General features: G+C 64.2%; 32 protein-coding genes. 16 read left to right on the top strand and 16 right to left on the bottom strand.

The annotated features are described in order from the left end of the window. Window positions 1-786 carry an enoyl-CoA hydratase-related protein gene (locus ACE3OA_RS08090; protein WP_374309801.1) on the bottom strand — a complete coding sequence of 262 codons (786 nt, stop codon included), beginning with the start codon at window positions 784-786 and terminating at the stop codon, window positions 1-3. 110 nt (window positions 787-896) lie between these two features. Here ACE3OA_RS08090 and ACE3OA_RS08085 point away from each other — a divergent pair, with 110 nt between their 5' ends. Genes ACE3OA_RS08085 through ACE3OA_RS08075 form a run of 3 tightly spaced genes read left to right on the top strand, consistent with a single transcriptional unit; the run spans window position 897 to window position 3066 of the window. Then, on the top strand, window positions 897-1319 hold the full coding sequence (locus ACE3OA_RS08085) for a DUF423 domain-containing protein (protein WP_374309799.1): 423 nt from the start codon (window positions 897-899) through the stop codon (window positions 1317-1319). Further along, window positions 1319-2095 carry a lysozyme inhibitor LprI family protein gene (locus ACE3OA_RS08080; RefSeq protein ID WP_374309797.1) on the top strand — a complete coding sequence of 259 codons (777 nt, stop codon included), beginning with the start codon at window positions 1319-1321 and terminating at the stop codon, window positions 2093-2095. Before ACE3OA_RS08085 ends, ACE3OA_RS08080 begins: the two co-directional genes overlap by 1 nt. 44 nt (window positions 2096-2139) lie before the next feature. Further along, window positions 2140-3066: a histone deacetylase family protein gene (locus ACE3OA_RS08075; RefSeq protein ID WP_374309795.1), complete on the top strand. Its 927-nt coding sequence runs from the start codon at window positions 2140-2142 to the stop codon at window positions 3064-3066. 51 nt (window positions 3067-3117) lie between these two features. On the opposite strand, the gene ACE3OA_RS08070 is transcribed toward ACE3OA_RS08075, so the two are convergent. Next, complete coding sequence (locus ACE3OA_RS08070) at window positions 3118-3747, bottom strand: DUF2062 domain-containing protein (RefSeq protein WP_374309793.1); 630 nt, start codon at window positions 3745-3747, stop codon at window positions 3118-3120. A gap of 348 nt (window positions 3748-4095) precedes the next feature. On the opposite strand from ACE3OA_RS08070, the gene ACE3OA_RS08065 reads away from it, so the two are divergent. From ACE3OA_RS08065 to ACE3OA_RS08045, 5 genes are read left to right on the top strand one after another with little or no spacing between them, the layout of a single operon-like run. Further along, window positions 4096-4359, top strand: coding sequence for an exodeoxyribonuclease VII small subunit (locus ACE3OA_RS08065; RefSeq protein ID WP_374309791.1), 264 nt, complete (start codon window positions 4096-4098; stop codon window positions 4357-4359). Between the two features lie 35 nt (window positions 4360-4394). Then, window positions 4395-5300 (top strand): polyprenyl synthetase family protein, encoded by a 906-nt coding sequence (locus ACE3OA_RS08060; protein ID WP_374309789.1) that lies wholly within the window; start codon window positions 4395-4397, stop codon window positions 5298-5300. An 18-nt stretch (window positions 5301-5318) separates the two neighbouring features. Continuing rightward, window positions 5319-6731: an MATE family efflux transporter gene (locus ACE3OA_RS08055; protein WP_374309787.1), complete on the top strand. Its 1413-nt coding sequence runs from the start codon at window positions 5319-5321 to the stop codon at window positions 6729-6731. Window positions 6732-6735: 4 nt separating this feature from the next. Further along, complete coding sequence (locus ACE3OA_RS08050; RefSeq protein ID WP_374309785.1) at window positions 6736-7485, top strand: TlyA family RNA methyltransferase; 750 nt, start codon at window positions 6736-6738, stop codon at window positions 7483-7485. Then, entirely contained in the window at window positions 7478-8770 is a 1293-nt protein-coding gene (locus ACE3OA_RS08045; protein WP_374309783.1) for a class I SAM-dependent RNA methyltransferase, read from the top strand. The genes ACE3OA_RS08050 and ACE3OA_RS08045 overlap by 8 nt, the downstream gene beginning before the upstream one ends. Here ACE3OA_RS08045 and ACE3OA_RS08040 read toward each other — a convergent pair. The 4 genes from ACE3OA_RS08040 to ACE3OA_RS08025 form a co-directional block, all read right to left on the bottom strand. Next, window positions 8767-9258, bottom strand: a complete 492-nt coding sequence (locus ACE3OA_RS08040; RefSeq protein WP_374309781.1) for a PAS domain-containing protein — start codon at window positions 9256-9258, stop codon at window positions 8767-8769. The two genes, ACE3OA_RS08045 and ACE3OA_RS08040, sit on opposite strands and share 4 nt — an antisense overlap. 111 nt (window positions 9259-9369) lie before the next feature. Continuing rightward, window positions 9370-10458 carry a chorismate synthase gene (aroC, locus tag ACE3OA_RS08035; RefSeq protein ID WP_374309779.1) on the bottom strand — a complete coding sequence of 363 codons (1089 nt, stop codon included), beginning with the start codon at window positions 10456-10458 and terminating at the stop codon, window positions 9370-9372. 14 nt (window positions 10459-10472) lie between these two features. Then, the gene (fabI, locus tag ACE3OA_RS08030; RefSeq protein ID WP_374309777.1) at window positions 10473-11315 is read right to left on the bottom strand and encodes an enoyl-ACP reductase FabI; all 843 of its coding nucleotides are present in this window, start codon (window positions 11313-11315) and stop codon (window positions 10473-10475) included. A gap of 126 nt (window positions 11316-11441) precedes the next feature. Further along, on the bottom strand, window positions 11442-12608 hold the full coding sequence (locus tag ACE3OA_RS08025) for an FAD-dependent oxidoreductase (RefSeq protein WP_374309775.1): 1167 nt from the start codon (window positions 12606-12608) through the stop codon (window positions 11442-11444). Window positions 12609-12819: 211 nt separating this feature from the next. On the opposite strand from ACE3OA_RS08025, the gene ACE3OA_RS08020 reads away from it, so the two are divergent. After that, window positions 12820-13386, top strand: coding sequence for a fasciclin domain-containing protein (locus ACE3OA_RS08020; RefSeq protein ID WP_374309773.1), 567 nt, complete (start codon window positions 12820-12822; stop codon window positions 13384-13386). Window positions 13387-13474: 88 nt separating this feature from the next. On the opposite strand, the gene ACE3OA_RS08015 is transcribed toward ACE3OA_RS08020, so the two are convergent. From ACE3OA_RS08015 to ACE3OA_RS07990, 6 genes are all read right to left on the bottom strand, one after another. Then, window positions 13475-13771: a hypothetical protein gene (locus ACE3OA_RS08015; RefSeq protein WP_374309772.1), complete on the bottom strand. Its 297-nt coding sequence runs from the start codon at window positions 13769-13771 to the stop codon at window positions 13475-13477. Between the two features lie 37 nt (window positions 13772-13808). Further along, the gene (locus ACE3OA_RS08010; protein ID WP_374309770.1) at window positions 13809-14129 is read right to left on the bottom strand and encodes a hypothetical protein; all 321 of its coding nucleotides are present in this window, start codon (window positions 14127-14129) and stop codon (window positions 13809-13811) included. Window positions 14130-14231: 102 nt separating this feature from the next. Further along, a complete protein-coding gene (locus ACE3OA_RS08005; RefSeq protein WP_374309768.1) occupies window positions 14232-14588 on the bottom strand; it encodes a hypothetical protein in 357 nt (118 codons plus the stop codon). Between the two features lie 115 nt (window positions 14589-14703). Then, window positions 14704-15291, bottom strand: a complete 588-nt coding sequence (locus ACE3OA_RS08000) for a PAS domain-containing protein (RefSeq protein ID WP_374309766.1) — start codon at window positions 15289-15291, stop codon at window positions 14704-14706. 130 nt (window positions 15292-15421) lie between these two features. After that, complete coding sequence (locus ACE3OA_RS07995; protein ID WP_374309764.1) at window positions 15422-15703, bottom strand: DUF2798 domain-containing protein; 282 nt, start codon at window positions 15701-15703, stop codon at window positions 15422-15424. Then, window positions 15700-16014, bottom strand: coding sequence for a putative quinol monooxygenase (locus ACE3OA_RS07990; protein WP_374309762.1), 315 nt, complete (start codon window positions 16012-16014; stop codon window positions 15700-15702). The genes ACE3OA_RS07995 and ACE3OA_RS07990 overlap by 4 nt, the downstream gene beginning before the upstream one ends. Before the next feature lie 140 nt (window positions 16015-16154). Here ACE3OA_RS07990 and ACE3OA_RS07985 point away from each other — a divergent pair, with 140 nt between their 5' ends. Beyond that, a complete protein-coding gene (locus ACE3OA_RS07985; RefSeq protein WP_374309760.1) occupies window positions 16155-17027 on the top strand; it encodes a LysR family transcriptional regulator in 873 nt (290 codons plus the stop codon). Window positions 17028-17036: 9 nt separating this feature from the next. Here the strand turns inward: ACE3OA_RS07985 and ACE3OA_RS07980 are convergent, their stop codons facing one another. Next, window positions 17037-17690, bottom strand: coding sequence for an SOS response-associated peptidase (locus ACE3OA_RS07980; RefSeq protein ID WP_374309758.1), 654 nt, complete (start codon window positions 17688-17690; stop codon window positions 17037-17039). 498 nt (window positions 17691-18188) lie between these two features. Then, complete coding sequence (locus ACE3OA_RS07975) at window positions 18189-19112, bottom strand: LysR substrate-binding domain-containing protein (RefSeq protein WP_374310893.1); 924 nt, start codon at window positions 19110-19112, stop codon at window positions 18189-18191. An 88-nt stretch (window positions 19113-19200) separates the two neighbouring features. Here ACE3OA_RS07975 and ACE3OA_RS07970 point away from each other — a divergent pair, with 88 nt between their 5' ends. Then, window positions 19201-20103 (top strand): DMT family transporter, encoded by a 903-nt coding sequence (locus ACE3OA_RS07970; protein ID WP_374309756.1) that lies wholly within the window; start codon window positions 19201-19203, stop codon window positions 20101-20103. Here ACE3OA_RS07970 and ACE3OA_RS07965 read toward each other — a convergent pair. Both ACE3OA_RS07965 and ACE3OA_RS07960 read right to left on the bottom strand, forming a co-directional pair. Then, window positions 20090-21025, bottom strand: coding sequence for a DnaJ C-terminal domain-containing protein (locus tag ACE3OA_RS07965; protein ID WP_374309754.1), 936 nt, complete (start codon window positions 21023-21025; stop codon window positions 20090-20092). The two genes, ACE3OA_RS07970 and ACE3OA_RS07965, sit on opposite strands and share 14 nt — an antisense overlap. A 47-nt stretch (window positions 21026-21072) precedes the next feature. Continuing rightward, on the bottom strand, window positions 21073-21597 hold the full coding sequence (locus tag ACE3OA_RS07960) for an RT0821/Lpp0805 family surface protein (protein ID WP_374309752.1): 525 nt from the start codon (window positions 21595-21597) through the stop codon (window positions 21073-21075). Between the two features lie 122 nt (window positions 21598-21719). Between ACE3OA_RS07960 and pdxH the strand changes: the two genes are divergently transcribed. The 5 genes from pdxH to ACE3OA_RS07935 all read left to right on the top strand — a co-directional run bounded on the left by pdxH (window position 21720) and on the right by ACE3OA_RS07935 (window position 25928). Then, complete coding sequence (gene pdxH / locus ACE3OA_RS07955) at window positions 21720-22376, top strand: pyridoxamine 5'-phosphate oxidase (RefSeq protein WP_374309750.1); 657 nt, start codon at window positions 21720-21722, stop codon at window positions 22374-22376. Window positions 22377-22533: 157 nt separating this feature from the next. After that, the gene (locus ACE3OA_RS07950; protein WP_374309748.1) at window positions 22534-23511 is read left to right on the top strand and encodes a cation diffusion facilitator family transporter; all 978 of its coding nucleotides are present in this window, start codon (window positions 22534-22536) and stop codon (window positions 23509-23511) included. A 163-nt stretch (window positions 23512-23674) separates the two neighbouring features. Next, on the top strand, window positions 23675-24418 hold the full coding sequence (locus tag ACE3OA_RS07945; RefSeq protein ID WP_374309746.1) for an SDR family NAD(P)-dependent oxidoreductase: 744 nt from the start codon (window positions 23675-23677) through the stop codon (window positions 24416-24418). A gap of 109 nt (window positions 24419-24527) precedes the next feature. Continuing rightward, entirely contained in the window at window positions 24528-24857 is a 330-nt protein-coding gene (locus ACE3OA_RS07940; RefSeq protein WP_374309744.1) for a DHCW motif cupin fold protein, read from the top strand. Between the two features lie 288 nt (window positions 24858-25145). Then, window positions 25146-25928 carry a DUF5131 family protein gene (locus ACE3OA_RS07935; protein WP_374309742.1) on the top strand — a complete coding sequence of 261 codons (783 nt, stop codon included), beginning with the start codon at window positions 25146-25148 and terminating at the stop codon, window positions 25926-25928. Window positions 25929-25963: the final 35 nt, after the last annotated feature.

Genomic DNA, 25963 nt, shown 5'->3' with positions numbered 1-25963 from the left:
TCACAGTCCTTTGAAGAGCGGGGCGCGCTTGCCGAAGAAGGCGGCAAGTCCCTCCTGGAAGTCCTCGGTGTCCGCCGCCTGCGACTGCAGTTCCGCCTCCAGCGCCAGCTGCTGTTCCAGGCTGTGATGCCCACCAGCATGAATGGCCTTCTTCATCAGCGCCAGCGCCTTGGTGGGTGCAGCGGCGAGGCGCGCCGATAATGTCTCCACTGTCTTGTTGAAATCCGCGTCCGGCACCGCGCGCCAGATGAGGCCGAGATCGGCCGCCTCCCTGGCGCTGAGCTTTTCACCGAGCATGGCGAGCGCCATGGCGCGCGCCGGTCCCAGCAGGCGCTGCAACGTATAGGTGCCGCCGGCATCGGGGATCAGGCCGATGCGCGCGAAGGCGAGGTCGAAGGCGGCGCTCTCGGCAGCGACCGTGATATCGGCCGCCAGCGCCAGGCTCATGCCGGCACCCGCGGCAATGCCGTTGACCGCGGCGATGACCGGCAAATCGAGGCTGCGGATCTGCCGCACGACCGGATTGTAATATCGCTCCACCGTGTCGCGGCAGGCGCGGCCGTCCTCGACGGCGCCCTTGTCGCCCAGATCCTGCCCGGCGCAGAAGCCCCGGCCCGATCCACTGATGACCAGCACGCGCGCTTCATCGTCGGCGGCGATATCGGCCAGCGAGTCGGAGAGGGCGCCGAGCAGGCTGCGCGTCAGGGCATTGAGGCGTTGCGGTCGGTTGAGGGTAAGACGGCGGACGGCGCCTTCTTTGGCGACAAGGATTTCGGCTTCGCTCATGATGAAAGGATCACTCTTTGCTGGGCATTAGGTCGCATCGGGAGAATGATGCCATATCGCGCGGCCCATGCGATAGTTCCGCGAAACGGCTTTGATCTGGTGACGGAACGATGAACAGATATCTGGCGGCAGCCGGCTTTCACGGCACTTTGGGTGTGGCTTTCGGCGCCTGGAGTGCCCATGGCGCCGAAGCGGTCTTGACGCCGGAGGCTGTGGAATGGGTCAAGACCGGCGCCTCCTACCAGCTTTGGCACGCCTTGGCCCTGCTCGGCGTGGCGGCTTTGCTGGGGCGGCAATTGCTCGATCACCCGGTGCCCCAGGGCTTGGCTGTGCGCCTTGTCACAATCTCGGGCCTCGCCTTCTTCCTCGGTGCGCTGCTATTTTCAGGGAGTCTTTATCTGCTGGCTCTGTCGTCTTCGCCCGAAGGGGCTGGGCTGCATTGGCTGGTCTATCTTACGCCGCTGGGCGGCAGCCTGCTCATCCTGGGCTGGGTGCTGCTGCTGGTGGCAGGTATCAGAAAAGGGTCCGCTTGATGTTTCGACTTCCGCTTGCCTCGGCCATGTTTCTGGTCGCGCTGATGGCCGCCCTGGTAGCACCGGCCGCCGCAGAGGAGATCAGCCCCAGCTTCGATTGCACCAAGGCCAGCCAGCCGGTCGAACATGCGATCTGCGCCGATGGGACCTTGGCCAAGCTCGATGCCGATCTCGCCGTCATCTATACCGAGGCGCTGGCACAGGCCGCTGACGCCGATGCGTTGCGGAAAAGCCAGCGCGATTGGTCGAACGAGCGCGCGGCGGCCTGCGGCATTCTTCCCGGCGCCGATGACGATGCGCCTGATTTCACCAAGCCTCAGCTCGACTGCCTGACCGAACTTTACACCGCGCGCGTGGCGGAACTTGGCGCCGGTGCCCCGGTGCAGGCGAATGCCCCTGACCCCGCGCGCCTGCTGGGCGGCATGTGGCAGGTGGCCGAGATCGTCGCGGCAGAGGATGCCGCACTCAAGACCGAGGACCAGAAGGGCCGGCTCATCCGCCTCGACCGCCACGGCTTGAGCGCGCTCGGTGGTGCCGGCTGTGCAGGTCCCACGTTGCAGCCTCTGGCCGAGGCGCGTGGCCGGCCGCTCGATGCCGAGGAACAGGCCATCATCGACAAGGCCGATGCTGCAGCGGTCGATGCGCAAGACGGCATCGCCGGCTTCTGCCTCGGCCGCCTCTTTGCACTCTATCTGCCGGCTGCGGACGGCTCGCTCCTGGTGGCCGATGCGGGGGCCGTCTATCGCCTGCAGCGCCTTACGGCTCCAAACCCATAACGGGGGCACTATGAAGACGGGGATACGATGAGGACGGGAATACGATGAGGACGGGGCTATATACGCATCCGGCCTGCCTCGGCCACGATACCGGCCACGGGCACCCTGAGCGTATTCAGCGCCTTGCCGCCATCCTGCGCCTGCTCGACGACCCGATCTATGCGGCCCTCGACCGGCGCGAGGCGCCGGCGGCGACGCGCGCCCAACTCGCCCGCATCCATACCGAACATTATATCGACGAGGTTTTTGCGGCGATTCCCAGTGTCGGCTTCGGCGAGCTTGACGGCGATACCGTGCTCTCGCCCGGTTCCGGCGAGGCCGCCTTGCGCGCTGCCGGCGCGGCGACGGCCGCCGTGGGCGCCGTGATCGGCGGCGAGTTGAAGAATGCCTTCTGTGCGGTCCGCCCGCCGGGGCACCATGCCGAACGCGACATCGCCATGGGCTTCTGCATCTTCAACAATGTCGCCGTGGGGGCGGCGGAAGCGTTGGAGGTGCATGGCCTGGAGCGCGTCGCCATCTTCGATTTCGACGTCCATCACGGTAACGGCACGCAGCATATTTTCGCGGCCGATCCGCGCGTGCTCTATGCCTCGACCCACCAGATGCCGCTTTATCCCGGCACGGGCGCGAAACATGAAAAGGGTGTCGGCAACATCGTCAACGCACCGCTGCCGCCCTATGCCGGGTCGGAAGAGTTTCGCGACGCGGTCGAGACCATCATCCTGCCCGCCATCGAAAAATTCCGCCCGGAGCTGCTGATGATCTCCGCCGGCTTCGACGCGCACCGCGCCGACCCGCTGGCCAGTCTCGAATTCGAAACCGAGGATTTCGCCTGGGTCACCGATCAGTTGGTGGCACTCGCCGCGGGCCTTTGCCAGGGGCGCATCGTCTCCACCCTCGAAGGCGGCTACGACCTCAACGCACTGGCGGAATCCACCACCGCGCATGTCTATGCGCTGCAGCGGGCGTAGCTGAGCCCCTCGCCCCGCTTGCGGGGAGAGGGGTTGGGGTGAGGGGAGTTCTTAAGCCTTCAGCGCATCCGCGGCGAGCTGGTGGCGGCGGCGTTCCATGCGCTTTTCGCGCATGTGGCGGTAGGCGTTGACGACCTTGAGGCTCCAGCGATAGCCGAGCCAGCCGCATAGCAGCGCCCAGGGGATGAAGCCCACCCACATGGCGACGGCCCAGTCGAGGAAGAGCAGGCGCGAGATCATCTTGATCTGATCCCACAGGCCCTGCTGGTCCGCGACCAGATCGCGCGACAGGTTGACGAAGCGCTCGAAGCCCGAGAGGTCGTCCCAATGGCCCATCATCACCTGCCCGGTGACATAGAAGCCATAGAACATCGGCGCCGTGGTGAGCGGGTTGCTGATGAAGGTCCACAGCGCCGCCACCACCACGTTGAAGCCCCAGTTGAAGCGCCGCGCCACCAGCCAGACGGCCAGCACCACGGTCGACTGGCCGATGACCGGCATCAGGCCGCACACCACGCCGACCAGCACGGCGCGGGCGCTGTATTCGGCCGGGTGCCGCGCCCGCAGCATGGGGGTGACCAGGCGATAGCGGATATAGCGGCTGGTCCGGCGCAGGAGTCCGGCGGGCTTGGCGCGGCCCGGCTGGGAGGGTGTGTCGCGATTGGTCTGGGCGGTGTTCATCGGTACTTTTCTGGCATCCCTGTTGGCCACATTTGGCAAGATCGAGCCCCAAAATGCAACGCTGGCGACGTCTCATCCGACCAAGGTCTGGGGTGGCGATTCGCCGGGCCGCTTTTGCCAACTATCTGAATCATCACGTTTCCCGCCTATTGTCGGGGACGAGGCCCGTCAGTAGAATGCGCGCCATCGGCGCTTCGCGCGGCCGCCTTGCGACAGAAGGCCGCGCCGGCGCCATTTTGATTGGAACAGGTGAGCGTCCGGACATTCGTGTTTTATGCCACGGGGTCTATGACGAATCTCTTACCGGGCGGGCGAATGCCTGCATCAGGAATTCAGGGGAAGCGCTGCATGGCTGAGTCAAAATCCGAGAACGCCAAGCTCGCCGCCATCGCCGGCATGAGCTTCGAGGAGGCGCTGGCCGAGCTCCAGGATCTGGTGAAGCGCCTTGAGCGCGGCGACAACAAGCTCGACGAGGCGATCAGCGCCTATGAGCGCGGCGCCGCCTTGAAGCAGCATTGCGAGATGAAGTTGAAGGAAGCACAGCTCAAGGTCGAAAAGATCGTGCTGGGCGCCGACGGCAAGCCGCAGGCCGTGCCCGCTGATATCGATTAGGCCGATATCGACTGACGTCCTTCCTATTTGCACACATGATTCAATCTGAGGTCCCCGTGTCTATCGAGAACGCCCTGAACGACGCTGCCCTGTCCGTCAACCGCAAGCTCGACGAGCTCATCCAGCCGGTGAGCGGTGCGGAAGCCCGCGTCTACGAGGCCATGCGCTATGCGACCATGGGCGGTGGCAAGCGCATCCGCCCCTATCTGCTCATCAACAGCGCCGCCATTTTCAACGTGCATCAGGATTATGCCCTGCGCGCGGCGGCAGCCATCGAGATGCTGCATTGCTACAGCCTGGTGCATGACGATCTGCCCGCCATGGACGACAGCGATCTGCGCCGCGGCCGGCCGACCGCCCACAAGGCGTTCGACGAAGCCACCGCGATCCTCGCCGGCGACGGGCTCCTCACCATGGCGTTCGAAGTGCTGGCGCATCCCGACACCCATCCCGATGGCGGCGTGCGCGCCGAGCTCTGCCATGCCCTGGCCGTTTCCGGCGGTGCCGCCGGCATGGTCGGCGGGCAGATGATCGACCTCGCTTCCGAAAACGAGACCCTCGATATCGGCGCCATCACCCATCTGCAGCGCCTGAAGACCGGCGCCATCATCGCCTTCTCCTGCGAAGCGGGCGCCATCCTGGGCCATGCCTCGAAGGAACAGCGCCACGCCCTCATCGGCTATGCCCACGATCTGGGCCTTGCCTTTCAGATCGTCGACGATCTCCTCGATGCCGAGGGCGACGCGGCTGAGACCGGCAAGCCGACCGGCGCCGATGCCGCGGCGGGGAAGGCGACCTTCGTCTCCATCCTGGGGCTGGAGCGCGCGCGCCAGCAGGCGCGGCTCCTGGGCGATCAGGCCAACGCCCATCTCGACATCTTCGGCAAGAAGGCCGATCCCTTGCGCTGGATGACGGAATTCGTCATCAACCGGAAGAGCTGACGGAACGGAAATAGCTTCATGACAACCCTTTCCGCCGGCTCCCGGAAGGGCGCGGCGGAAAGCCGGTTGCCCCTTCTCCAGTCCATTTTCGCCACCATCAGTTTGGCGGCGCCCATCGCCGTTGCGCTGTTGGTTGAAATGGCCATGGGTGTGGCGGAATACGCCATGGCCGGGCGCCTGGGTGCCGCGGCCTTCGCCGCCGGTGGCTTCGGCGCGCAGATCCTCTTCGTGCCGAAGATCCTCGCCATGGGCGCGCTCTATTCCGTCGCCGCTCTGGGCTCGCACGCACATGGGGCCGACAAGCCCGACGAGCTGCTGCGCATCATGCGTCAGGGCCTGCGTCTTGCCACCATTCTCTCGGTCCCGGTGATGCTGTTCATGCTGGGTGTCGGGCCGGTGCTGCGCATGGTTGCGGCGCATGACCCCGAATTCGCCCTCGACATCCCGGCCATCGAGCAGCTGCTCTGGTGGGCGCTGCCCTCCGTGCCGGCCTTTCTCTGGTTCCATACGCTGCGCAACTTCGTCACCGTTCTGGGGCGGCCGGTCGCCATCACCATCATCGGCCTCATCATCCTGCCGATCTTCATCGGCATCCTCTATCTGCTGATGTTCGGCGCCTTCGGCTGGGGCGGCATGGGCGTTCCGGCGATCGGCCTTGCCACCACGATCATCTGCTGGATCCAATTTATCCTCGGCGCCCTCTATGTGCATCGCTTCCGGCCCTTCTCGGCCTATCCGGTCTTCCGGCATCTCGCTCAGGCCGACGGCAAGCTGCTCAAGGAGATGCTGGTGGTGGGGGCGCCCATCGCCGGTGCCTATCTCTTCGAATCCGGCATGTTCTTTGGCTCGACCGCGGCCATGGCCGGTTTCGGCACCGATCCGCTGGCAGCTCACAATATCGTCCTCAACGTCACCAGCATCACTTTCATGATCCCCTATGCGATGGGCCAGGCCGGTACGGTGCGCGTGGGCTATGCGCTGGGTGCCGGACGGCCTACCGATGCGCGTCAGGCAGGCCTCGTCGCCATCGCACTTGCCTTGCTGTGGATGCTGTTCGGCGCGCTCATCATGTGGCTGGCACCGGTCTGGATCAGCGGTTTCTATCTCGACATCGCCGATGCCGGGAATGCCGCCGCCTTCTCCGTCGCCATGACGCTTTTCCCCATCGCCGCCATCTTCCAGTTCTTCGACGGGCTGCAGGTCTCGGCCCTGGGCGCCCTGCGCGGTTACAAGGATACCAAGGTGCCGATGCTGATCGCCTTCATCGGCTATTGGGTCCTCGGTATCGGCGGCGGCATCACCTTGGCCTATGTGCTTGACGTGAAGGGCCCGGGCGTGTGGTGGGGTCTCGCCATCGGCCTCGCGGCGTCCGGCACCATGCTGCTGCTCCGCTTCCTCCATCTTTCCCGCCGCCATCTTGTGCTAGATTAAGTCGATGGCCAAGGAACGTGTCGACAAGCTGCTCGTGGATCGCGGGCTCGTGGAAACGCGAGCGAAGGCGCAGGCGCTGATTCTGGCGGGCCTCGTCTACAGCGACACCAAGCGCATTGCCAAGGCCGGCGACCAGATCCCGCTCGATGCGCCGCTCAATGTGAAGGGGCAGGATCATCCCTGGGTCAGCCGCGGCGGTCTGAAACTTGCTAAAGGTATCGAGGCCTTCGGCCTCCCGGTTTCGGGGCGCATCGCCGCCGATATCGGTGCTTCGACCGGCGGCTTCACCGACGTGCTGCTCGCCAATGGTGCTGCCAAGGTTTATGCGGTCGATGTCGGCCATGGCCAACTCGCCTGGAAACTGCGCCAAGACAGCCGCGTGGTGGTGCTGGAAAAGACCAATGCGCGCCACATCACCCCGGCGCAGATTCCCGACCCGCTCGATATCGTGGTGTGCGACGCCAGCTTCATCGGCCTCGAAACCGTGCTGCCGGCGGCGCTGGCGCTCACCAAGTCCAGCGCCTGGTGTGTCGCTCTCATCAAGCCGCAATTCGAGGTCGGCCCGGACCGTGTGGGCAAGGGCGGCGTGGTGCGCGATGCCGTCCTCCACGACGAAGTCTGCGCCCGTATCGAGGCCTGGTTCGGCAACCAGCCGGGCTGGCGGGTGCTCGGCATCGTCGAAAGCCCGATCCTGGGCCCGGAAGGCAACAAGGAATTCCTCATCGCGGCGCGCAAGGGAGATGGGCATGACTAACGCGCCGCAATCGGGCACCTCCGAGACCGTCGACCTCGCGATCGAAACCCTCGGCGCGCAAGGTGATGGCATCGGCCGCTATGAAGGCGCCCAGGTCTTCGTGCCCTATACGCTGCCGGGCGACCGGGTCCGCGTGCGCCTACAGGTGAAGGGCAACAATGCCTTCACCGGCCGGCTGATCGACGTGCTGGCACCCGCTGCCAATCGCGTCGTGCCGCCATGCCCGGTCTTCACGCAATGCGGCGGCTGCGCCATGCAGCATATGGCGCTTGCCGATTACAGCGCCTGGAAGCAGGCGCAGGTCGCAGCGACCCTCGCCACGCGTGGCCTCAGCCTGCCTCCTGAGACGCATTTCGTCGGCACGATACCGGGCGGTCGCCGCCGCGCTGTCTTTGCAGCCCATAAGGACAAGGACCGGGTGGTCCTCGGCTTCCATGCCGCCATGAGCCACGAGATCGTGCCGCTCGAGGATTGCCTGCTGCTGACCCCGGCTTTGCGCGCGAGCCTTCCGCATCTGCGCAGCCTTGCCGCCATGGCCCTTCACAACAAGCAGAAGGCCGACATCCAGGTGACCGAGACGCTGACGGGTCTCGACGTGCTGGTGCTATCGGCCGACAATCTGGCCGAGGCGCGGCGCCAATCGCTCATTAGCGTGGCGCGCGAGGCTGATTTCGCGCGCGTCTCCTGGGCACATGGCAAGGCGCAGCCGGAGCCGATCGTCATGGCGCGCGTGCCGCAGGTGCGCTTTGCCGATATCACGGTCGACCTGCCGATCGGCGCCTTCCTGCAGCCGAGCGTTGAAGGCGAGGCGGCCCTGGTCGCGGCGGTGCTGGCCGGAATCGGCAAATCGAAGCGCGTCGCCGATCTTTATGGCGGCTGCGGCACCTTCAGTTTTCCGCTGGCCAAGCGCGCGCGTGTCCTCAGCGTCGACAGCGCGAAGCCCGCGGTGGCGTCCCTCATCGCCGCCGTCAACCGCGCGCAGCTGTCGGGCCGGGTCGAGGGCCTGGCGCGCGATCTCGATCAGTCGCCGCTGCCGCCGGGTGACCTCAAGCCCTTCGACGCCGTCATCTTCGATCCGCCGCGAGCCGGTGCCGAGATGCAGGTCCGCATGCTGGCGAAGTCGCAAGTGAAGCTGGTCGTCGCCGTCTCCTGCAATCCGGCAAGCTTCGCCCGCGATGCGCGCCTGCTGGTCGATGCCGGTTTCAAGATGACCGCCCTCACCATCCTCGACCAGTTCCTCTGGTCGCAGCACAGTGAATTGGTGGCGGTGCTGAAGCGCGGCTAAAGCAGCAATTCCTCGGTGCGGGCAAAGGCGCTGAGCACGAAGCCGACCTCGCCGCCATCCCGGGCAAAAGGCAGGGCCAGCATTTCCAGCGCGATGTATTCGTAATCGGTGCCGAAGGGGGCGCCCTTGAAATAGCAGGGCGCCTTCGCCTTCGTGGCGGCATCGGTCACGGCGAACCAGCGTTCGGCATAAGGCTGGCCGACATCGCTGAGCAGCATGCGCGTGACGGATTGCGCCTGGAAATAATGGGCGAATTCGGTGCCGATATAGCGATAGAGCACGTCATAGGGCCGGATGGCATTGGGCTTGTCGGCGATCTCGCCCAGGATCATCCAGGGCAGCAATGCCGGAAAATCCATGGGGTCGAAACGGTCCCGCCGCGGCAAGCTGTCTTCCAGCGCCCAGCCCCGCCACGCTGTCTCGAGCGCCTTGAGCGCCGGTGCATCGATTGCCGTCTTCTTCTTCCACCGCAATTTGTCTGCTTGCATTGGATCCCGTGATTAGGCGCGGCGCGATGACAAGGCCGCGCACTGGCAAGGCGATGAACGTAACAGAGTGGTCAGAAAGTCAAACCTGGTTTCTGGCTTGAAGTACTGAAGTCACAGGCCGATCTGGCCCCGGTGCCGCAACAGATGATCCGCCAGCACGATCGCCATCATCGCTTCGCCCACCGGCACCGCACGGATACCGACGCAAGGATCATGGCGGCCGGTGGTGACGACATCCACTTCGCCGCCCTCGGTGGTGACACCCTTGCGCGGCGTGTTGATGGAGGAGGTGGGTTTGACCGCAAAGCGCACCACGACGTCCTGGCCGGTCGAGATGCCACCCAGGATGCCGCCCGCCTTGTTGCTGAGGAAGGCGACCTTGCCGTCCTGCATGCGCATCTCGTCGGCATTCTCTTCGCCGCTCAACGTTGCGGCATCGAAGCCGGCGCCGATCTCGACACCCTTCACCGCGTTGATGCTCATCATGGCGGCGGCGAGGTCCGCATCGAGCTTGCCATAGAGTGGCGCACCCAATCCGACCGGCACATTCTTTGCTACCACCTCGACGACGGCGCCGATCGATGAACCGGATTTGCGCACGCTGTCGAGATATTCCTCCCACACCGCGGCCGTCACGGCATCGGGCGACCAGAAGGGATTCTTCTCGACCTCACCCCAATCCCAGGCCCGGCGATCGATCTTGTGTGGGCCGATCTGCACCAGGGCACCCCTGATTTCGACCGCCTGCGGCAGGATGTGATCGAGCACCTTGCGCGCAATGGCGCCCGCCGCCACGCGCGACGCCGTCTCGCGCGCCGACGAGCGGCCGCCGCCGCGATAGTCGCGGATGCCCTGATACTTGGCCCAATAGGTATAGTCGGCATGACCCGGGCGGAACTGGCTGGCGATCTTGCCGTAATCCTTGCTGCGCTGATCCTCGTTGCGGATCATCAGCGAAATCGGCGTGCCGGTGCTCCTGCCCTCGAACATGCCGGAAAGGATCTCGACCGTGTCCGGCTCCCGCCGCTGCGTGACGAAGCGCGACTGGCCGGGCTTCCGGCGGTCCAGCCAATGCTGGATATCGGCCGGCGTGATGGCGATGCCGGGCGGTGTCCCGTCGACGACGCAGCCGATGGCCGGGCCATGGCTTTCGCCCCAGGTGGTGAAGCGGAACAGATGACCGAAGCTGTTATGCGACATCTAGCTGCCGCTTCTTATGAATCGGTCTTCGAGAAATTGCGCAGCATCTCGGTGAGTTCCACCGCCGATTCCGGCCGCAGCATGCCGACGACATTGTAGCCGCTGTCGACATGATGCAGTTCGCCGGTCACACCGCGCGACAGGTCGGAAACGAAATAGAGGCCGGCCCCGCCCACATCCTCGATGGTGACGTTGCGCACCAGGGGAGCGTTGAGTTCGTTCCAGCGGAGGATCTGGCGGAAGTCGCCGATGCCGGATGCGGCCAGCGTCTTGATCGGACCGGCCGAAATCGCGTTGACGCGGATGCCCTGGTCGCCGAGATCGGCGGCGAGATAGCGCACCGAGCATTCGAGTGCCGCCTTGGCGACACCCATGACGTTGTAATGCGGCATGACGCGCTCGGCGCCGAGATAGGTCAGCGTCACCAGCGAGCCGCCATTCGGCATCAAATCCTTGGCGCGATCGGCCACCGCCGTGAAGCTGAAGCAGGAGATATCCAGCGTGCGCGCGAAATTCCCGCGCGTCGTGGCGACGTATTTGCCCTTCAGTTCTTCCTTGTCGGAGAAGGCGATGGCATGGACCACGAAATCGATCGTGCCCCAGCGTTCCTTCAGCGTGGCGAAGGTCGCATCGATGCTGGCATCGTCGGTGACGTCGCAGGGAACCACGATATCGGCGCCGATCGACGTCGCCAGCGGCTTCACGCGGCGCTCCAGCGCTTCGCCCTGATAGGTGAAGGCCAGTTCGCCACCCTGTGCGGCCACGGCCTTGGCAATCCCCCAGGCGATGGATCGGTCATTGGCCACGCCCATCACCAGGCCGCGCTTGCCCGCCATCAGCCCTTTCGACTCACTCATTTAACAACCCCAATTCCTTGATTTAACAAAGGTTATGGCCCGCATCCTACACCATCACGCGCATGGGTCAATTCGCTGGGGCAACATAGCGGTTGCAGCATAAGGGGGCTGCAAAAATGAGGGTGCTCAGCGCGTGATCGGTGCCGTTGCCGTTGCCTGGACCAGCAATCCCGGCCGGTCGCGGCGCAGCAATTCGGGCGCGGCTCCGCCCTCTGCCACGTCGGCAACCAAACGGCCCAAGGCGGGGCCGAATTTGAAGGCATGACCCGAACAGCCGCAGGCGAGGATGAGGCGCCGGCCCCAATCGCCGCCGGCTTCATCGACAATGAAATCGGCATCCGGCGTCATGGTCCAGGGGTGGCGCTGCGTGCGCGCGACCTTGGCCGGCACGTCGGGAAAGCGCGCATGAAACCAGTCGAGCAGGCGTCGTTCCTCGACGAAATCCGGCGACCAGGACGTGACCTCGCTGTCCCAGCCGGCCTGCCCCGCATCGAAGGCGATCTTGTAGCCGATGCCCGGCACCGGATGGCCATAGAGCCCGCCATCGGCGCCGTCCTTGCCCACGGCCTGCCATTCGGCCAGGCCCGGCCGTTCGGTGAGGTCGGGCGCATCGAGAAAAGTCACCTGCGCCACCGCCGGCGCCAGCGGCAGATCGAGCCCGGCGCGCGACAGCAGCGCGCCGCTCCACGGTCCCGCCGCCATGACGATGCGGTCGGCGCGAAGTTCCCGCTTCCCGGTATCGACACGGACACCGGCACCGTCCGGCGCCAGTGCCGTCACCCGCTCGGGGGCAAGGATCGTGGCCCCGGCTTCGGCCGCCGCCTGCGCCAGCACCATCAGCCCCACTTCCGCCAGCACCGTGCCGGCATGGGCGTGATAGAGCGCGCCTTCATGGGGCAGCAGATGCATCTCCGGGAAAAGCGCCCGCACGCCATCCGCGTCGAGCGCCGCGATCTCGACCCCGGCAGCGCGCACATGATCGGCCAGGGCGGCAAGCTTTGCTGCCGGTCCCAGATCGATCTGCCCGGTGAGGTGCAGGATCTTGTGCCCGCTCCGCGCTTCGAGATCGTGCCAGCCGGCAATCGCCTCCAAGGCGAGGTTCACATAGAAAGGATGGTCATAGGCGACGCGGATCGAACGCGAGGCGCCGGTTGACGACGTCACCTCATGCCCGCTCCCGAAGCGATCGATCACCGCCACGCGCTGCCCGCGCCGCGCCAACTCAAAGGCGCTCGACATGCCGAACACGCCGCCGCCGATGACGATGGTGTCGAAGGTCTGTGCTCCACTCATGCGCCGGTCCGCCCCTGCGAATTCCCCAAGGCATTCATCACAACCTCGGGCCACGCGGAAAGCAAGGCCGCTGTTACGCGACTGAGCCGGGTCGCGGATCACCGGCCGCAAATTTATCTTCGCCGACGCATCCGACGGCGAAAGCCGCCCGTAAGCATGGTCAGTGAGGCAGGAACAAGCCTCACGACAAACAGCGACAGAGGAAACCTCCATGAACCTGAAGATGAACCTGAAGATTCTGGGCACGCTGCTGGCGTGCACGATTGCGGCCGGCTGTTCGTCGCATGCGATGAGCCCCGAGAACCCGATGGTCGGCGGCGCGCCGATGTATCAGTCGAAGAACATTGTCGAGAACGCGGTGAATTCCAAGGACCACACCACGCTGGTCGCGGCCGTGAAGGCGGCGGATCTGGTGGCGACGCTGGAAAGCCCCGGCCCCTTCACCGTCTTTGCGCCGACCGACGCCGCTTTTGCCAAATTGCCGGCCGGCACGGTGGAAAGCCTGGTGAAGCCGGAGAACAAGGCGACGCTCAGCTCGATCCTCACCTATCACGTCGTGCCGGGCGCGCTTGATGCCAAGACCCTGCTGACCGACATTGCCGCCGGCGGCGGCAAGGCCATGCTCACCACGGTGAATGGCGAGCGGCTGACGCTGCAGCAGATGGGCGGCGGCATCGGCATCACCGATGCCAAGGGCGAGACTTCGATGGTCACCATCGCCGATGTCCGTCAGTCGAACGGCATCATCCACGTGGTCGACACGGTGCTGCTGCCGTAAGCGAGCCCATCGTCCTTACGCCCCATCAGCAGTATCCGGTCACCCCTCCCGCCTCGTGCGGGAGGGGTCTTTTTGGCGGATGGCGACGTCACCATTTGTGCTGACCGCGCAGGATCGGCGGAGGCACCGTATGCGGCACTTTGGGATTGGTGGGTGTCGCCTTCTGCCCCAGGGCACGCGGCTTGGGCGGTTGCAGCGCGTTTGACTTCGGCTGGTTGATGATCTCACGCGGATTGGGCCGCGGATCGAAGGCGTCGATGCAGGCCGACCTACGCGGCTCGACCAGATCCTTGCAATGGGTACCGCTGGGATAGCCGGTGTTGTTCTGCGCCAGCGCCGTGCCCGCCAGCATCATCCCCACCACAACCGTCACCACAATAGTCACCACAACGGCCTGGGCGGCGACAAGGGCAACAGTGCTGCTACTGCTTGATGCCCAGCACATTGCCGGCAGCATCGACCGCCACGGCATAGAGGTTACCGCCCAGAAGCGCGGTGCCGCGAAAGACGCCGCTTCCTTCCCGCGACAATCCGGACACCTGATCATAGCCGGCATTCAGCACCCATAATTTTGCTTCCTGCTCCGATACGGTATCGAAATCCTCGCCCGTCGGCACATTTGCCAGCATGACGCCGCCGGGTGCCGAAGCCAGCGGGCCGCCCAGCGCCAGGGCGGAATCAGCGCCGGCCATGCTCGAAAATGTTAGCAACATCACGATGGTCAGGGTCTTGATCTTCATCATGCACCTTCCCGAAAGAAGCCAATGCAGCATGATGAAGAAACGGCCCGCGCCCCAAGCTGGTTCCCCGCGCTGAAATTGGAGAACCGGCACGCGCCAGGATGGTTAATGCCCGATATGCCGGGTTTTCGGCGCTGGCGTGATGCCGGTCGAGCCCTTGTCGAGACCGGTTGAGCTTGGTGCATTGGGCGAACGCAGCCTTTCGCTCGGCAGTGGCGAGGTTTGCATTAGCCCCGGCTTGTTGCCCGATTTGCGCTCATTCTGCCGCGATGGCGCGCGATGCTTGTCGCGGATGCGGTCGCTGGCGGAGGGCGGCAGGTTGCGGCAATTGGCATTCCCCTGGCCGCAACGCGTCGGATCGCGCAACTGCCCGCTATCGGCCGATGCCAGATCGATCGGCATCAGGGCAATGCCCAGGACCAGTGCGCTCGAAAGAACTGCGTGTTTGATTTTCAATCGCATATCGCTGCCTTTCCATCTCTTATAGAGATGGTTACGGCGCGGCCCGACTTGCAGCGCCGGCAACTTCACGAAAACGTGATCGGTCGATTCTTTCGCTGGGTCAGCGCGGCCGCTTTTACGCTTGGCGTGCCAGGCGCAGGCGTCCGATCTCCATCCCGGCCTTGGCGACATAATCTTCCAGCACCAGGCATTGTGTCACCATGCCCTGTGCATCGACCAGCGGACAGATGAGGTATTCGACATCAAGCGCCGTCTGGTGCGTGATCTGCGCAAAGGCCATGCCGATGCCGGCCCGCCCTGAATCGCAGACCGATTTATAGGCGCGGTGCAGATCATCCGTGGCGCAGATGTCGAAGGCCAGCTCGTCGAGGAACGTGCCGGTGAAATCGAGGCCCGAAAAATGCGCCACCGCCGTGCCGACCAGGCGGTAATAGACGCGGAACGGATCGCGGTGGATGTCGACGATCAGCACATAGGGCAGCAACGATTTGATTTCTGCGGGGTCGATATCCGCGCGCTGCGGCAGGGCACCGGCGCGGCGCGTCTGCCAATACTGATAGAGCTTCTCGGCACGCAGCGAGCGGAAGACCGGCCCCGTATCGGCAACCAGATCGAAACAGGCCCGATCCGGCCTGACGAAATCGGCTCTCGTTTCCTTGGCATCCGTTTCCGTCACCGGCTGCTTGATCCCCACCTCTGTCACTTCAGCCTCCATGGCGAATGCGCCAACCGGCCTCGCCCCGCTTGACCCTACAACCGGTATGGGTTGCTGGGACTGGCTAACAATACTTCAGAGTGTGGGGAGTAAAGTCTTAACGGGTGGTAAATCCGGCCTATGCCTGCCCCTGACGGCGCTGGGATGCAGGCGTTTCGGGGATTTCCACCAGCAGCGCCACGATGCGCCGCACCACCGGCATCACCAGCAAGGCGGCCGGAAAAGCGATGAGATAGGACACACCCCAGGCCTGCAGCAGCCGCGGCAACGTCACCTCGGCCCAGCCGATGGCCTTCAGCGTCGAAATGCTCGAGACCACGCCGGACATCAGCAGCGACAGGATCATCGGCATGACGACGACCTGCGCCCGCGCCGGCAGTTTGCGCAATTCCCAGTTCATGACAGCCAATCCTTCGCCACCGGTGCGATTCCCGCCACCAGATCGCGGGCGAAGAAGGCCTGCGTGTGCGGCAGTTGCATATGCAAAGCGAGCGCTGCGGCGCTGGCGAATTCCTCGATCAGCAGGAAATGCTCCGGCGCGCTGAGGCTCTGGAAGAAGGTGAAGCCGCTGCAGCCTTCCTCCAATCGCGTCGGTGCTTCAAGCGCCAGCAGCGCTGCGCGCATGGCGTCGCCGCTGCCGGGTTTTGCGGTGATATGGACGATCTTGCGCTGGGCGGCATCGGTCGTTGCGGGTTTGGTGATCTCGTTCATGATGGGGGCTATCCGGCCTGGTTGCGATGCACGCAACTTGCCAGTGCCCGGCCTCATGCTAAATTCCCCATCCTTTCCCATCGCATGTGCAGGAATAGGGGATAGCGAATTGACGACGGCGTCCGACTTCGGGCCGGCCCATGCTTGATTGGGACGATCTGCGCTATTTCATGGCGCTGGCCGATGGCGGCGGCCTTGCCGCCGCTTCACGCAAGCTCAAGGTCGAGCACGCGACCGTTGCCCGGCGCATCGCGGCACTCGAGGAGAAACTCGGCGCGCAACTGGTCGACCGTCGACCGCGCCGCTATGAACTGACCGAGGCCGGGCGACGTGTCGTGGCACACGCCCGCGCCATGGAAACCGAGGCCTTCGCCATCGAACGCGATCTGCTGGGTGGAGCGGACAGCCGTGTGGTTGATCTGGCGGTGAGCGCCCCGCCACTTCTGGCCCGCCTGGCCGCCCGGCATCTCGGCAGATTGCGCGCCAGCCATCCGGATATCCGCCTCACCTTGCTTGGCGAAACGCGCAACGTCTCATTGCTCCGGCGCGAAGCCGATCTCGCCTTGCGCCTCGCCCGCCCGACGGACCAGAGTCTCGTCATCCGCAAGGTGGGTGCGCTCTGCTATCGCCTCTATGGCAGTGCCGCCTATCTGGCCGCGACCCGCGCGCCCGACTACGCCTTCATCGCCTTCGACGAAAGCCTCGACGACCTGCCGCAGCAGGTCTGGCTGAAGGAACAGATGGCCGGATTTCAGAACGGCGACCGGCAGGTCGCGCTGCGCAGCAACGATCTGGGGACCCAGGCCGAGGCGGCGGCCGCCGGCATCGGCCTCGCGGTCCTGCCGCATTTCATCGCCGCCGCCCTCGGCCTCAAGGCCGCCGGCCCTCGCCAACTCAGCTTCCAGCGCGACATCTGGCTCACCTATCACCGCGACCTGCAGAAGAACCCGTCGGTCAAGGCCGCCGCCACCTTCCTCGCCGGCTGCATGCCGATGGAAAAGGGCCCGGCCTGAGGCATTCCCTCACGCCACCAGTTCCGGCCCCTCATTCTTCACGCTGTTGACCAGCTTCGAGACGATGCGCTCTTGCAGCGCGTCGGGGGCGGCGCTCTTGAGTAGCTGGGCGGCGGTGTCCGGGGTGCCGCTCAGCCAGGCGTCGACATCGGCTTCCTCAAGGATCACCGGCATGCGGTCGTGGAAGGACTGCATCCAGGCATTGGCGGCGGTGACGATGATGGTGAAGGAATTGACGGTCTCGCTGCCGTCCTTGGCGCGCCAGCTTTCATGGAGGCCCGCCAGCGCCAGCAGGGCGCCGTCGCGCCGCTCGAAGAGATGCGGGACCTTGCAGCCCTTGGGGCCGGTCCATTCATAGAAGCCGTCGGCGGGAACGATGCAGCGGCGTTTGCGGAACGCCTCGCGGTAGGTGGGCTTTTCGCGCACCGATTCCGCGCGGGCGTTGAAGGTGGCGAATTCGGCCTTGCCTTCCTTCGACCAGGCGGGGATCAGGCCCCATTTCTTGAGTTCGATCCGCCGCCCGTCCGTCTCGGCCACCACCACGGCGGCATCCTGCGTCGGCGCCACGTTGTAGCGTGGGCCGAAATTCGGCACCGGCCCCTTGATGTCAAAGAAACTCTGCATCTGGTTGGCCGGACTCTTCTGCACAAACCGTCCGCACATCTGCGCCCCGCGTTCTTTCGGATCCGGCGGTCATTTTCTCCGTATCTGCGCGGGGCGGCAATATCTCGATTGCTGGCCGTTCCTTCTCTCAGAGCGCAAAGACGCTGAGTGCCAACAGGCCGCCACCGACGAACAATGCCGAAGCGACCCATATCCCCACCATTGTCATGCTGGTCATGGATTCTCCCTATCGCCCCTGACTGATTGCCCAACCCTTGCGGCGCATTCTCTGCATCCGTCCCCTGCCTGCTCTTGCTTCGTCTCTCGTGGACGGTTGTCGGATGAGCCTGCCACTTTTCTGTTTCAGTAAGCGTATCGCAGGTGCTTTGTTCCCAGCCCATTCCCCGATACCTCACAAACATCTCACGCGGCCATCTCACGCGGCTAGTGGGTTTCTTTCAGCCTTTGCACATTGCACATCGATATGTGAAGGCACGCGCAAAGGCGTTACTGCGCGCGCGTTGCTGCGATACAGCCGCACAGCAAATTGCAAAGGAATCAGGAGGACGTGCCGATGAATTGGGCAATGGCACCGGCACTCACGCCGGCTTCCTTGCCGATGCGCCGAGCAAGACTCTGCGCTGCCTCGCGCATCGGCCCCGGTGGCCGGTCGAGCCAATAGGAGGAAGGATTGAGCGCGGTGCGCTTGTCGAGCGACACCAGCTTGCCTTGTTTCAGCAATGCTTCTGCCAAGGGCGGGCGTGCCAGCGCGATGCCGAGGCCGCTCATCGCCGCATCGAGCACGAGGTTGTAATCCTCAAAGCGCCGGTCATGGGCGCGCGGGCGGAAATCGAGACCTTGTGCCGTAAACCAGGCGCGCCAGCCGGCAGCATCGGAATCGTGGATCAGCGTCTGCTCGAGGAGCCGCGCCGCATCGCCTTCGGTGCCGATCTCGCGCGCAAGCTCGGGCGATGCGATGGGGAAACAGTATTCCTCGAAGAGCTGCAGCGAGACCCGGTCGGGAATGGCGCCCCGCCCGCAGCGGATGGCAAGGTCCATGCCCTCATCGGCGAGATCGACGTAACGATGCTCGACCGACAGCGTGATGCGCAGGCTCGGCCGCCCTGCCTCGAACCTCTTCAGGCGCGGCATCAGCCACAGGCCGCAGACCGAGGGGATCGACGCCACGCGCACCACCGCCGAGCCGCGCTGCTCCGACCACCGTTCCGAGGTGTCGGCGATGAGGGCGAAGGCCTCGTTGGTGCGCAAATAGAGCCGTTGCCCCTCCGGCGTCAGGGCGACGCCGCGCGCCTGGCGGTCGAATACCTTGACGCCCAGCCAGTGCTCCAGTTTCGCGACTTGCCGGCTGACCGCGCCATGGGTGAGGTTGAGCGTCTGGGCGGCGGCCGAGAAGGAGCCGCCGCGCGCGGCCGCCTCGAAGGCGCGCAGGGTGTCCAAGGGCGGGAGCGAGCTGTGATCCATGCTCACAGCTGAGGGTTCAAATGTTCGTTTGTCAAGGAGCTCGGTGCCTGGGATGGTGCCGCAAATCCTGCCAGCAGAAAGCCAGATCATGAGCACAGACACGATTTCCCACCCGCGACCGGCTGATTTCGGCGTCCTCAAAGGCACGTTTGGGTACCTGCTCGTGACCGTTCTGGCCTGGGCCAGCGCCTTCCCGGCGATCCGCGCCGGCCTCCAGGGATTCGGACCGGTCGAATTGGGCGCCGCCCGCTTTGCCATCGCGGCCCTGCCGGCCGCCCTCTTTCTGCTGATCACGCGGCCCGGTTTGCCGAAGCTGGGCGAGCTCTGGCGCTTTGCGACCGGGGGCCTGTTCTTCGTCTGCCTCTACACGATCCTCCTCAATATCGGCGAGCAATCGGTGTCGGCGGGTCCGGCCAGCTTCATCATCAACGTCAACCCGATCATCACCGCGCTGATGGCCATCGCCCTCCTCGGCGAGCGGTTCGGGAAATGGGCCTGGGCCGGCACTTTCCTCTCCTTCGCCGGCATCGGCCTCATCGCGCTGGGCGAGGGGTCGGAAATGAAGATCGATCTGGGCGCCCTGCTGATCCTGGGGGCGGCGCTCTGCAATTCGATCACCACCATCGTGCAGAAGCCGCTGTTCCAGCGCCACAAGCCGCTCACCGTCTCGGCCTGGAACATGGTCATCGGCGCCGTGCTGCTGGCGCCGGCCTTGCCGGATGTGGTGGCGCAGATTCCGGCGGCCTCCACCCAGGCGCTCTTGTCCGCCATTTATCTGGGGATCGTGCCCAGCCTCATCGCCTATGGCACCTGGGCCATCGTGCTTTCCAGGATGCCGGCCAGCCGCGCCTCCAACTTCATGTATTGCGTGCCGCCGGTGGCGACGTTGATCGGCTTCCTGTGGCTGGGTGAAACGCCCGGCCTGCTGGGGATCCTCGGCGGTGCGCTGGCGTTGGGTGGTGTGGCGCTGGTGAACGTCAAGAAGTCTTGAGGCCGAACTTCCCGCGCACATCGTAGGCGTGGGCCTTGGCCCAGTCGCGGATGATGCGTTCGAGATCGGCATCGCCGTCGCGGGGCAGGGTGACGACGAAGCGCACATACTGATCGCCGCGCTGCTTCGATTTGGGGTTGAGGATGCCCTTGCCCTTCAAGCGCAACTGCGTGCCGGAATTGCTGCCGACCGGAACCTTGAGCGCCACGCGGCCGTCGATGGTCGGCACCTCGATGGTGCCGCCGAGCACCGCTTCGTTGAGGCTGATCGGGCATTCGAGCAGGATGTCGAACCCGTCGCGCTCGAAAAAGGGATGCGCCTTGACGCCGATCTCGACGAAGGCGTCGCCATTGGGGGCGCCGCCCTGGCCGGGCATGCCCTGGCCTTTCAAGCGCAGCTGCGCGCCGTCCTCGGTGCCGGCGGGAACGGTGACGTCGAGCGTCTTGCCGTCGGCCAGGCCTAAGCGCTTCTTGCCGCCCAGCACCGCGTCGAGGAAATCGACCTCGAGCCGGTAGGTGACGTCGGCGCCGCGCATCTTGAGCCCGGTGCGGCCGCGGCCGAAGCCGAAGAAATCCTTGAAGATCTCGTCATTGTCGTCTTCGTCGAGGCCGAAATCCTTGGCCGTCTTGGCGCGCCCGCCATTGCCCGCGCGCGCCCCGCCCCAGGGACCGCCGGCGGTGAAGCCGCCGGGATGGCGCGGGTTGCCGTTGTCGTCGAGCTCGCCGCGATCATATTTCCGGCGCTTCTCGGCATCCGACAGCATGTCATAGGCGGCGCTGATCTCCTTGAACTGCGCCTCGATCTTCTTGTCGCCGGGATTGAGATCGGGGTGCAGCTTCTTCGCCAGCTTGCGATAAGCCTTCTTGATCTCGTCCGCCGTGGCGAGGCGACCGACGCCGAGCGTCTTATAGGGATCCGGCATGGAGGTTTCCGCCACGAGAAAATTTCATCATGGCGGAAAGGTAGGGGTTAGCGGATGATTTTCCAAGTGCCATCGGGCTGGCGGCAGGCGGTGCCGGTGCCGGACGAACTCTGGCCCTGTGCGGTGACGCCGGTCTGGAACTCGCGGCAGGTCTGGCCGCTCGCGGTCTTGGTGGTCTCGATGGGCTTGGTATAGCCGCTGGTCTGGTTCTGCGGATTTGACCATTTGGCGGCCTGGCCGTCCGGCACATTGTTCAGCGCATAATTGGCGTTCTGATAGGAACGCTGCTGATCCTGCCGGTCGAGATAGGCGCCGACCTGGTTGCCGACGACACCGCCGGCGAGGGCGCCGAGGCCCGCCGCCCACCACCAATTATCCTTGCCGCCGATGGCCGCACCCGCCGCCGCCCCGCCCAGGGCGCCCAGAACCGTGCCGGTATTCTGCGAGGAGCCGCCATAGGAATTGGCCGAACAGGCACCAAGCGGCAGCGCAAGGCTGGCCACCAAGGCGAGACTCATGGCCTTCGCAGTGTATCGAGACAGTTCACGGGTCTGGTCACGAGTCTGGAACATCGGCGGAATCCTGTGTCAAAAAAGCGCGGCAGAGATGCAGAACGCTAATGAAAATGGCGTCAACCGGTTCCAAATTCAATGCTATAGAAGGGCTTCAAAGGAACGTGATGGATGAAGCGATCATGAGCGATACCGCGGCTGAGACATCGCCCGACGAAGGCGCCCTCGATTCCCGCCGGCACCATCCCTGGGCCGAGCCCTTCGCCAAATTCGGCGTCTGGTTCAAGGAAGCCGAACAATCGGAACCCAACGACCCCAATGGCATGGCGCTGGCGACGGTGGGTGCCGACGGCATGCCATCGGTGCGCATGGTGCTCCTCAAGGATTACGACGAGCGCGGCTTCGTCTTCTATACCAATTACGAAAGCAAGAAGGGCACGCAGATCCTGGCCACCATGAAGGCCGCCATCGTGCTGCATTGGAAATCCCTGCGCCGCCAGATCCGCGTCGAGGGCGAGGTGGAGAAGGTGTCGGATGAGGAAGCCGATACCTATTACCATTCGCGCCCGCGCAGCAGCCAGCTCGGTGCCTGGGCCTCGATCCAGTCGCGCCCGATGCAGAACCGTTTCGATCTCGAAAAGCGCGTGGCGCTGTTCACCGCGAAGCATCCCATCGGCACCATCCCGCGCCCGCCGCATTGGTCGGGCTTCCGCATCAGGCCAACCTATATCGAATTCTGGGAAGACCGCCCGTTCCGGCTCCATGACCGCCTGATCTACCGGCCCGCGCCGGGTGTGGCGCAAGGTACGGCCTGGGTGACGGAGAAGCTTTATCCGTGAGAGCGAAAGCGAGACTGAACGCGGCCCCCCACCCAACCCTCCCCCCTGAAGGTGGGAGGGCTTTGGATCGAGACGCACGCAACCACTGCTCCTCCCACCTTCAGGGGGGAGGTCGGGTGGGGGGCGCCGCCGCAGGATGTCGCGAAAGGATTTCCGCATGACAACCACCGCCATCACCCGCGAGGAAGCCGCGCGGCTGATGAAGCTCGCGTCCAACGCCGCGGTGGCGGCGGCGCTCGTCATGATCGGCATGAAATTCTATGCCTATCTCGCGACCGGTTCGGTCAGCCTGCTGTCGACCCTCTTTGACTCGGCGCTCGATATCGCGGCCTCGCTGGTCAATCTGCTGGCCGTGCGCCATGCGCTGCAGCCGGCCGATGCCGAGCATCGCTTCGGCCATGGCAAGGCGGAACCCTTGGCGGGGCTGATGCAGGTGGCCTTCATCCTCGGCTCCTCGCTGCTCCTCCTCATGGAGGTCTACGACCATTTCATCCACCCCAAGCCCGTGACCAAGCCCGGCATCGGCATCGGCATCATGGTGCTCTCCATCGCCATCACGGGTGCGCTCATCCTGCTGCAGCGCCATGTGGTGAAGCGCACGGGCTCGGTCGCCATCAAGGCCGATTCCGCGCATTACGGCAGCGACTTCCTGGTCAATTTCAGCGTCATCGCGGCGCTGCTCGTCTCGTGGAAATTCGGCCTCTGGTGGACCGATCCGCTCTTCGGCCTCATCGTGGCGCTCTACATCGCCTATACCGCCGTGCAGATCGGGCGGCAGAGCTATGACATGCTGATGGACCGCGAAATGGACGAGGCGGAACGCGCGCGCATCACCCAAATCGTTGAACAACACCCGCAGGCGGTGAGCCTCCACGACCTCCGCACCCGCCGCGCGGGCCAAGACACCTTCATCCAGTTCCATCTGGAACTCCCCGACAACATCTCGCTCATCGAGGCGCATCGCATCTCCGACGCCGTGGAAGCGAGCCTTCATGAAGCCTTCCCAAGCGCCGAGATCATCATCCACCAGGACCCGCATTCCGTGGTCGAACGAAGGCAGGACCTCCGCGCCCGCATGGACCAGACAAGACCGGGGCGTGCGGCACTGCTGGAAGCGGATGAAAAGCGGGGGTGAAGGGGCGCGGATGAGAATGGCGTGCCCCTCACCCCCACCCTCTCCCCGCTGGCGCGGGGCGAGGGAGCTAATGGTGCGATCTTAAGCCCCTCGCCCCTTTGGGGAGAGGGGTTGGGGTGAGGGGGGAGCGCGTGATGAAAGACCGAACAGGAACCGAGACGACATGACGACCGAGACCAGAAAGACCGTGATCCTCACCGGGGCCAGCCGCGGCATCGGCCATGCGACGGTGCAGCGCTTCAGCCATGAGGGCTGGCGCATCATCACCTGCTCGCGCGAAGCGGTGCCGGAGGAATGCCAGCGCGATCCCAACTGGACGCATCACATCACGGTCGATCTGGGTGAGCCCGGCGACGCGCCGCGCTTCGTCGCGGAAGCGTTGAAGGTCCTGGACGGCGCCCCGGTCCACGCCCTCATCAACAACGCGGCGATTTCACCTAAGACCTCGTTCAAGGAACGCCTCGGCACATTGAACGGCGACGTCGCCGCCTGGCGCGAGGTCTACGAACTCAACCTCTTTGCTCCGCTGCAGCTTGCCAAGGGGTTCGCGACACCGCTGGCACGCGGCAAGGGTTCCATCGTCAACATCACCTCGATCGCCGGCCATGCGATCCACCCCTTTGCCGGTGCCGCCTATTCAACCTCCAAGGCCGCCCTCTCCGGCCTCACCCGCGAAATGGCCGGCGAATTCGCGCCGCTGGGTGTCCGCGTGAATGCCGTGGCCCCGGGCGAGATTGAGACCGCCATGATCGGCCCCGAATACGAAGCCCTCATCCCGCGCATCCCCATGGGCCGCATGGGGACACCCGCGGAAGTGGCCGGCGTCATCTTCCAACTCTGCGGCCCGGACTTCGCCTATGTCACGGGGACGGAGATCTTTCTCACTGGCGGGCAGCATTTGCTGTAGCGCTGCGTCCTTCCAAATCGTCATCTTCTCGCCGGCACGCCAGACTCCGTACTTGCCTTCGCTACCTCCGGTACGCTTTCATCGGCGCAACAAAGGGAGTGTGCGCAAGATGAAGATGACCGATATCCCGTTCGGCACCACTGACTGGGCCGAGGTACCGCCCACTGAACATAAGGGCGAAACCGGCATTGCCCTCTGGCGCACGCGTCATTTCGGCGACATCCGCGTGCGCCTCGTCGAATACTCGGCCGGCTACCTCGCCGATCATTGGTGCGAAAAAGGCCACATCCTCTTTTGCCTCTCGGGCGAACTCCACACCGAACTGGCAGACGGCCGCACCTACACCCTGAAACCCGGCATGAGCTACCAGGTCGCCGACAAAGCCGAGGCACATCGCTCCTCGACACCGATCGGCGCGCGGCTGTTCGTGGTGGATTGAAGGGGCGCCTCTCTCATCCGTCATGCCCATGGGCCGCATGGGCAAACCCGCAAAATTCGCCGGAGTCATCTTCTAGCTCTGCGGGCCCGATTTTGCCTATGTGACGGTAACCGAAATCTCCCTCACCGGCGGGCAGCATTTGCTGTAAGAAGATGTCGTGGGCGTAAATCAACTTTAGATTGAAATTTATAACCATCCTGCAGTATGATCGTCCCTAATCCGCGGTCGACTTGCTGGGTTGGTTTCGACTGAATCTAATTGAGGTCGTTTTAGCCGACGGAGACAGTGATGGCCGAGACTCAGATTGAATGGACTGATGCGACCTGGAATCCGGTTGCCGGATGCACAATTGTGTCGGCCGGTTGCAAGAATTGCTACGCGATGGAGATGGCAAGGCGATTGGAAGCCATGGGGGTCGCCAAGTACTCGAAGCTAACGCGTCGCAGCGGCAATCGGACAATCTGGAATGGAAGGGTAAGAGAGGACCGCGAAGCACTAGTCATTCCCTACAAGTGGAAGAAGCCTCGAAAGATATTCGTCAATTCAATGAGCGATCTCTTTCACGAAGGAGTGAGTGATGCGTTCATTCGAAGCGTTTGGCAGGTCATGCGGAATACTCCTCATCACAACTATCAAATACTAACCAAGCGCCCAGATCGTATGGCGCAGTTTGTGTCAAAACAGGTAGCAGAAGTGCTGCCTAATATCTGGTTAGGCACTAGCGTAGAAAGCGGCGAGGTAGTGGATCGGGTCGATGCTCTTCGTGTTGCGCCAGCTGCAATTCGATTCATTTCATTTGAGCCCCTAATTGGGCCAGTTGGCAACGTCGATCTGACAGATATTCATTGGGCGATAGTTGGCGGCGAGAGCGGGCGATCAGCACGGCCAGTACTTGAAGAATGGATAGACGAAGTACATGAGCAATGCGTCCAACACCGCACAGCTTTCTTCTTCAAGCAATGGGGGACTTGGGGCAAAGATAATAAGCGGCGGTCAAAAAAGGAAAATGGCCGTGAGTATCGAGGAAAGATCTGGAATGAAATGCCGGATACCCACGCTGCTAACGTTTAGAGTCGCTAGCCCCTTCCCGTACGAGTGTGTGGCGA

This window comes from Dongia sp. (genome assembly GCF_041906375.1).
Lineage (GTDB): Bacteria > Pseudomonadota > Alphaproteobacteria > Dongiales > Dongiaceae > Dongia.
The sequence above is the reverse complement of the archived record's forward strand: the minus strand, read 5'-3'. Positions and strand labels throughout refer to the sequence as shown.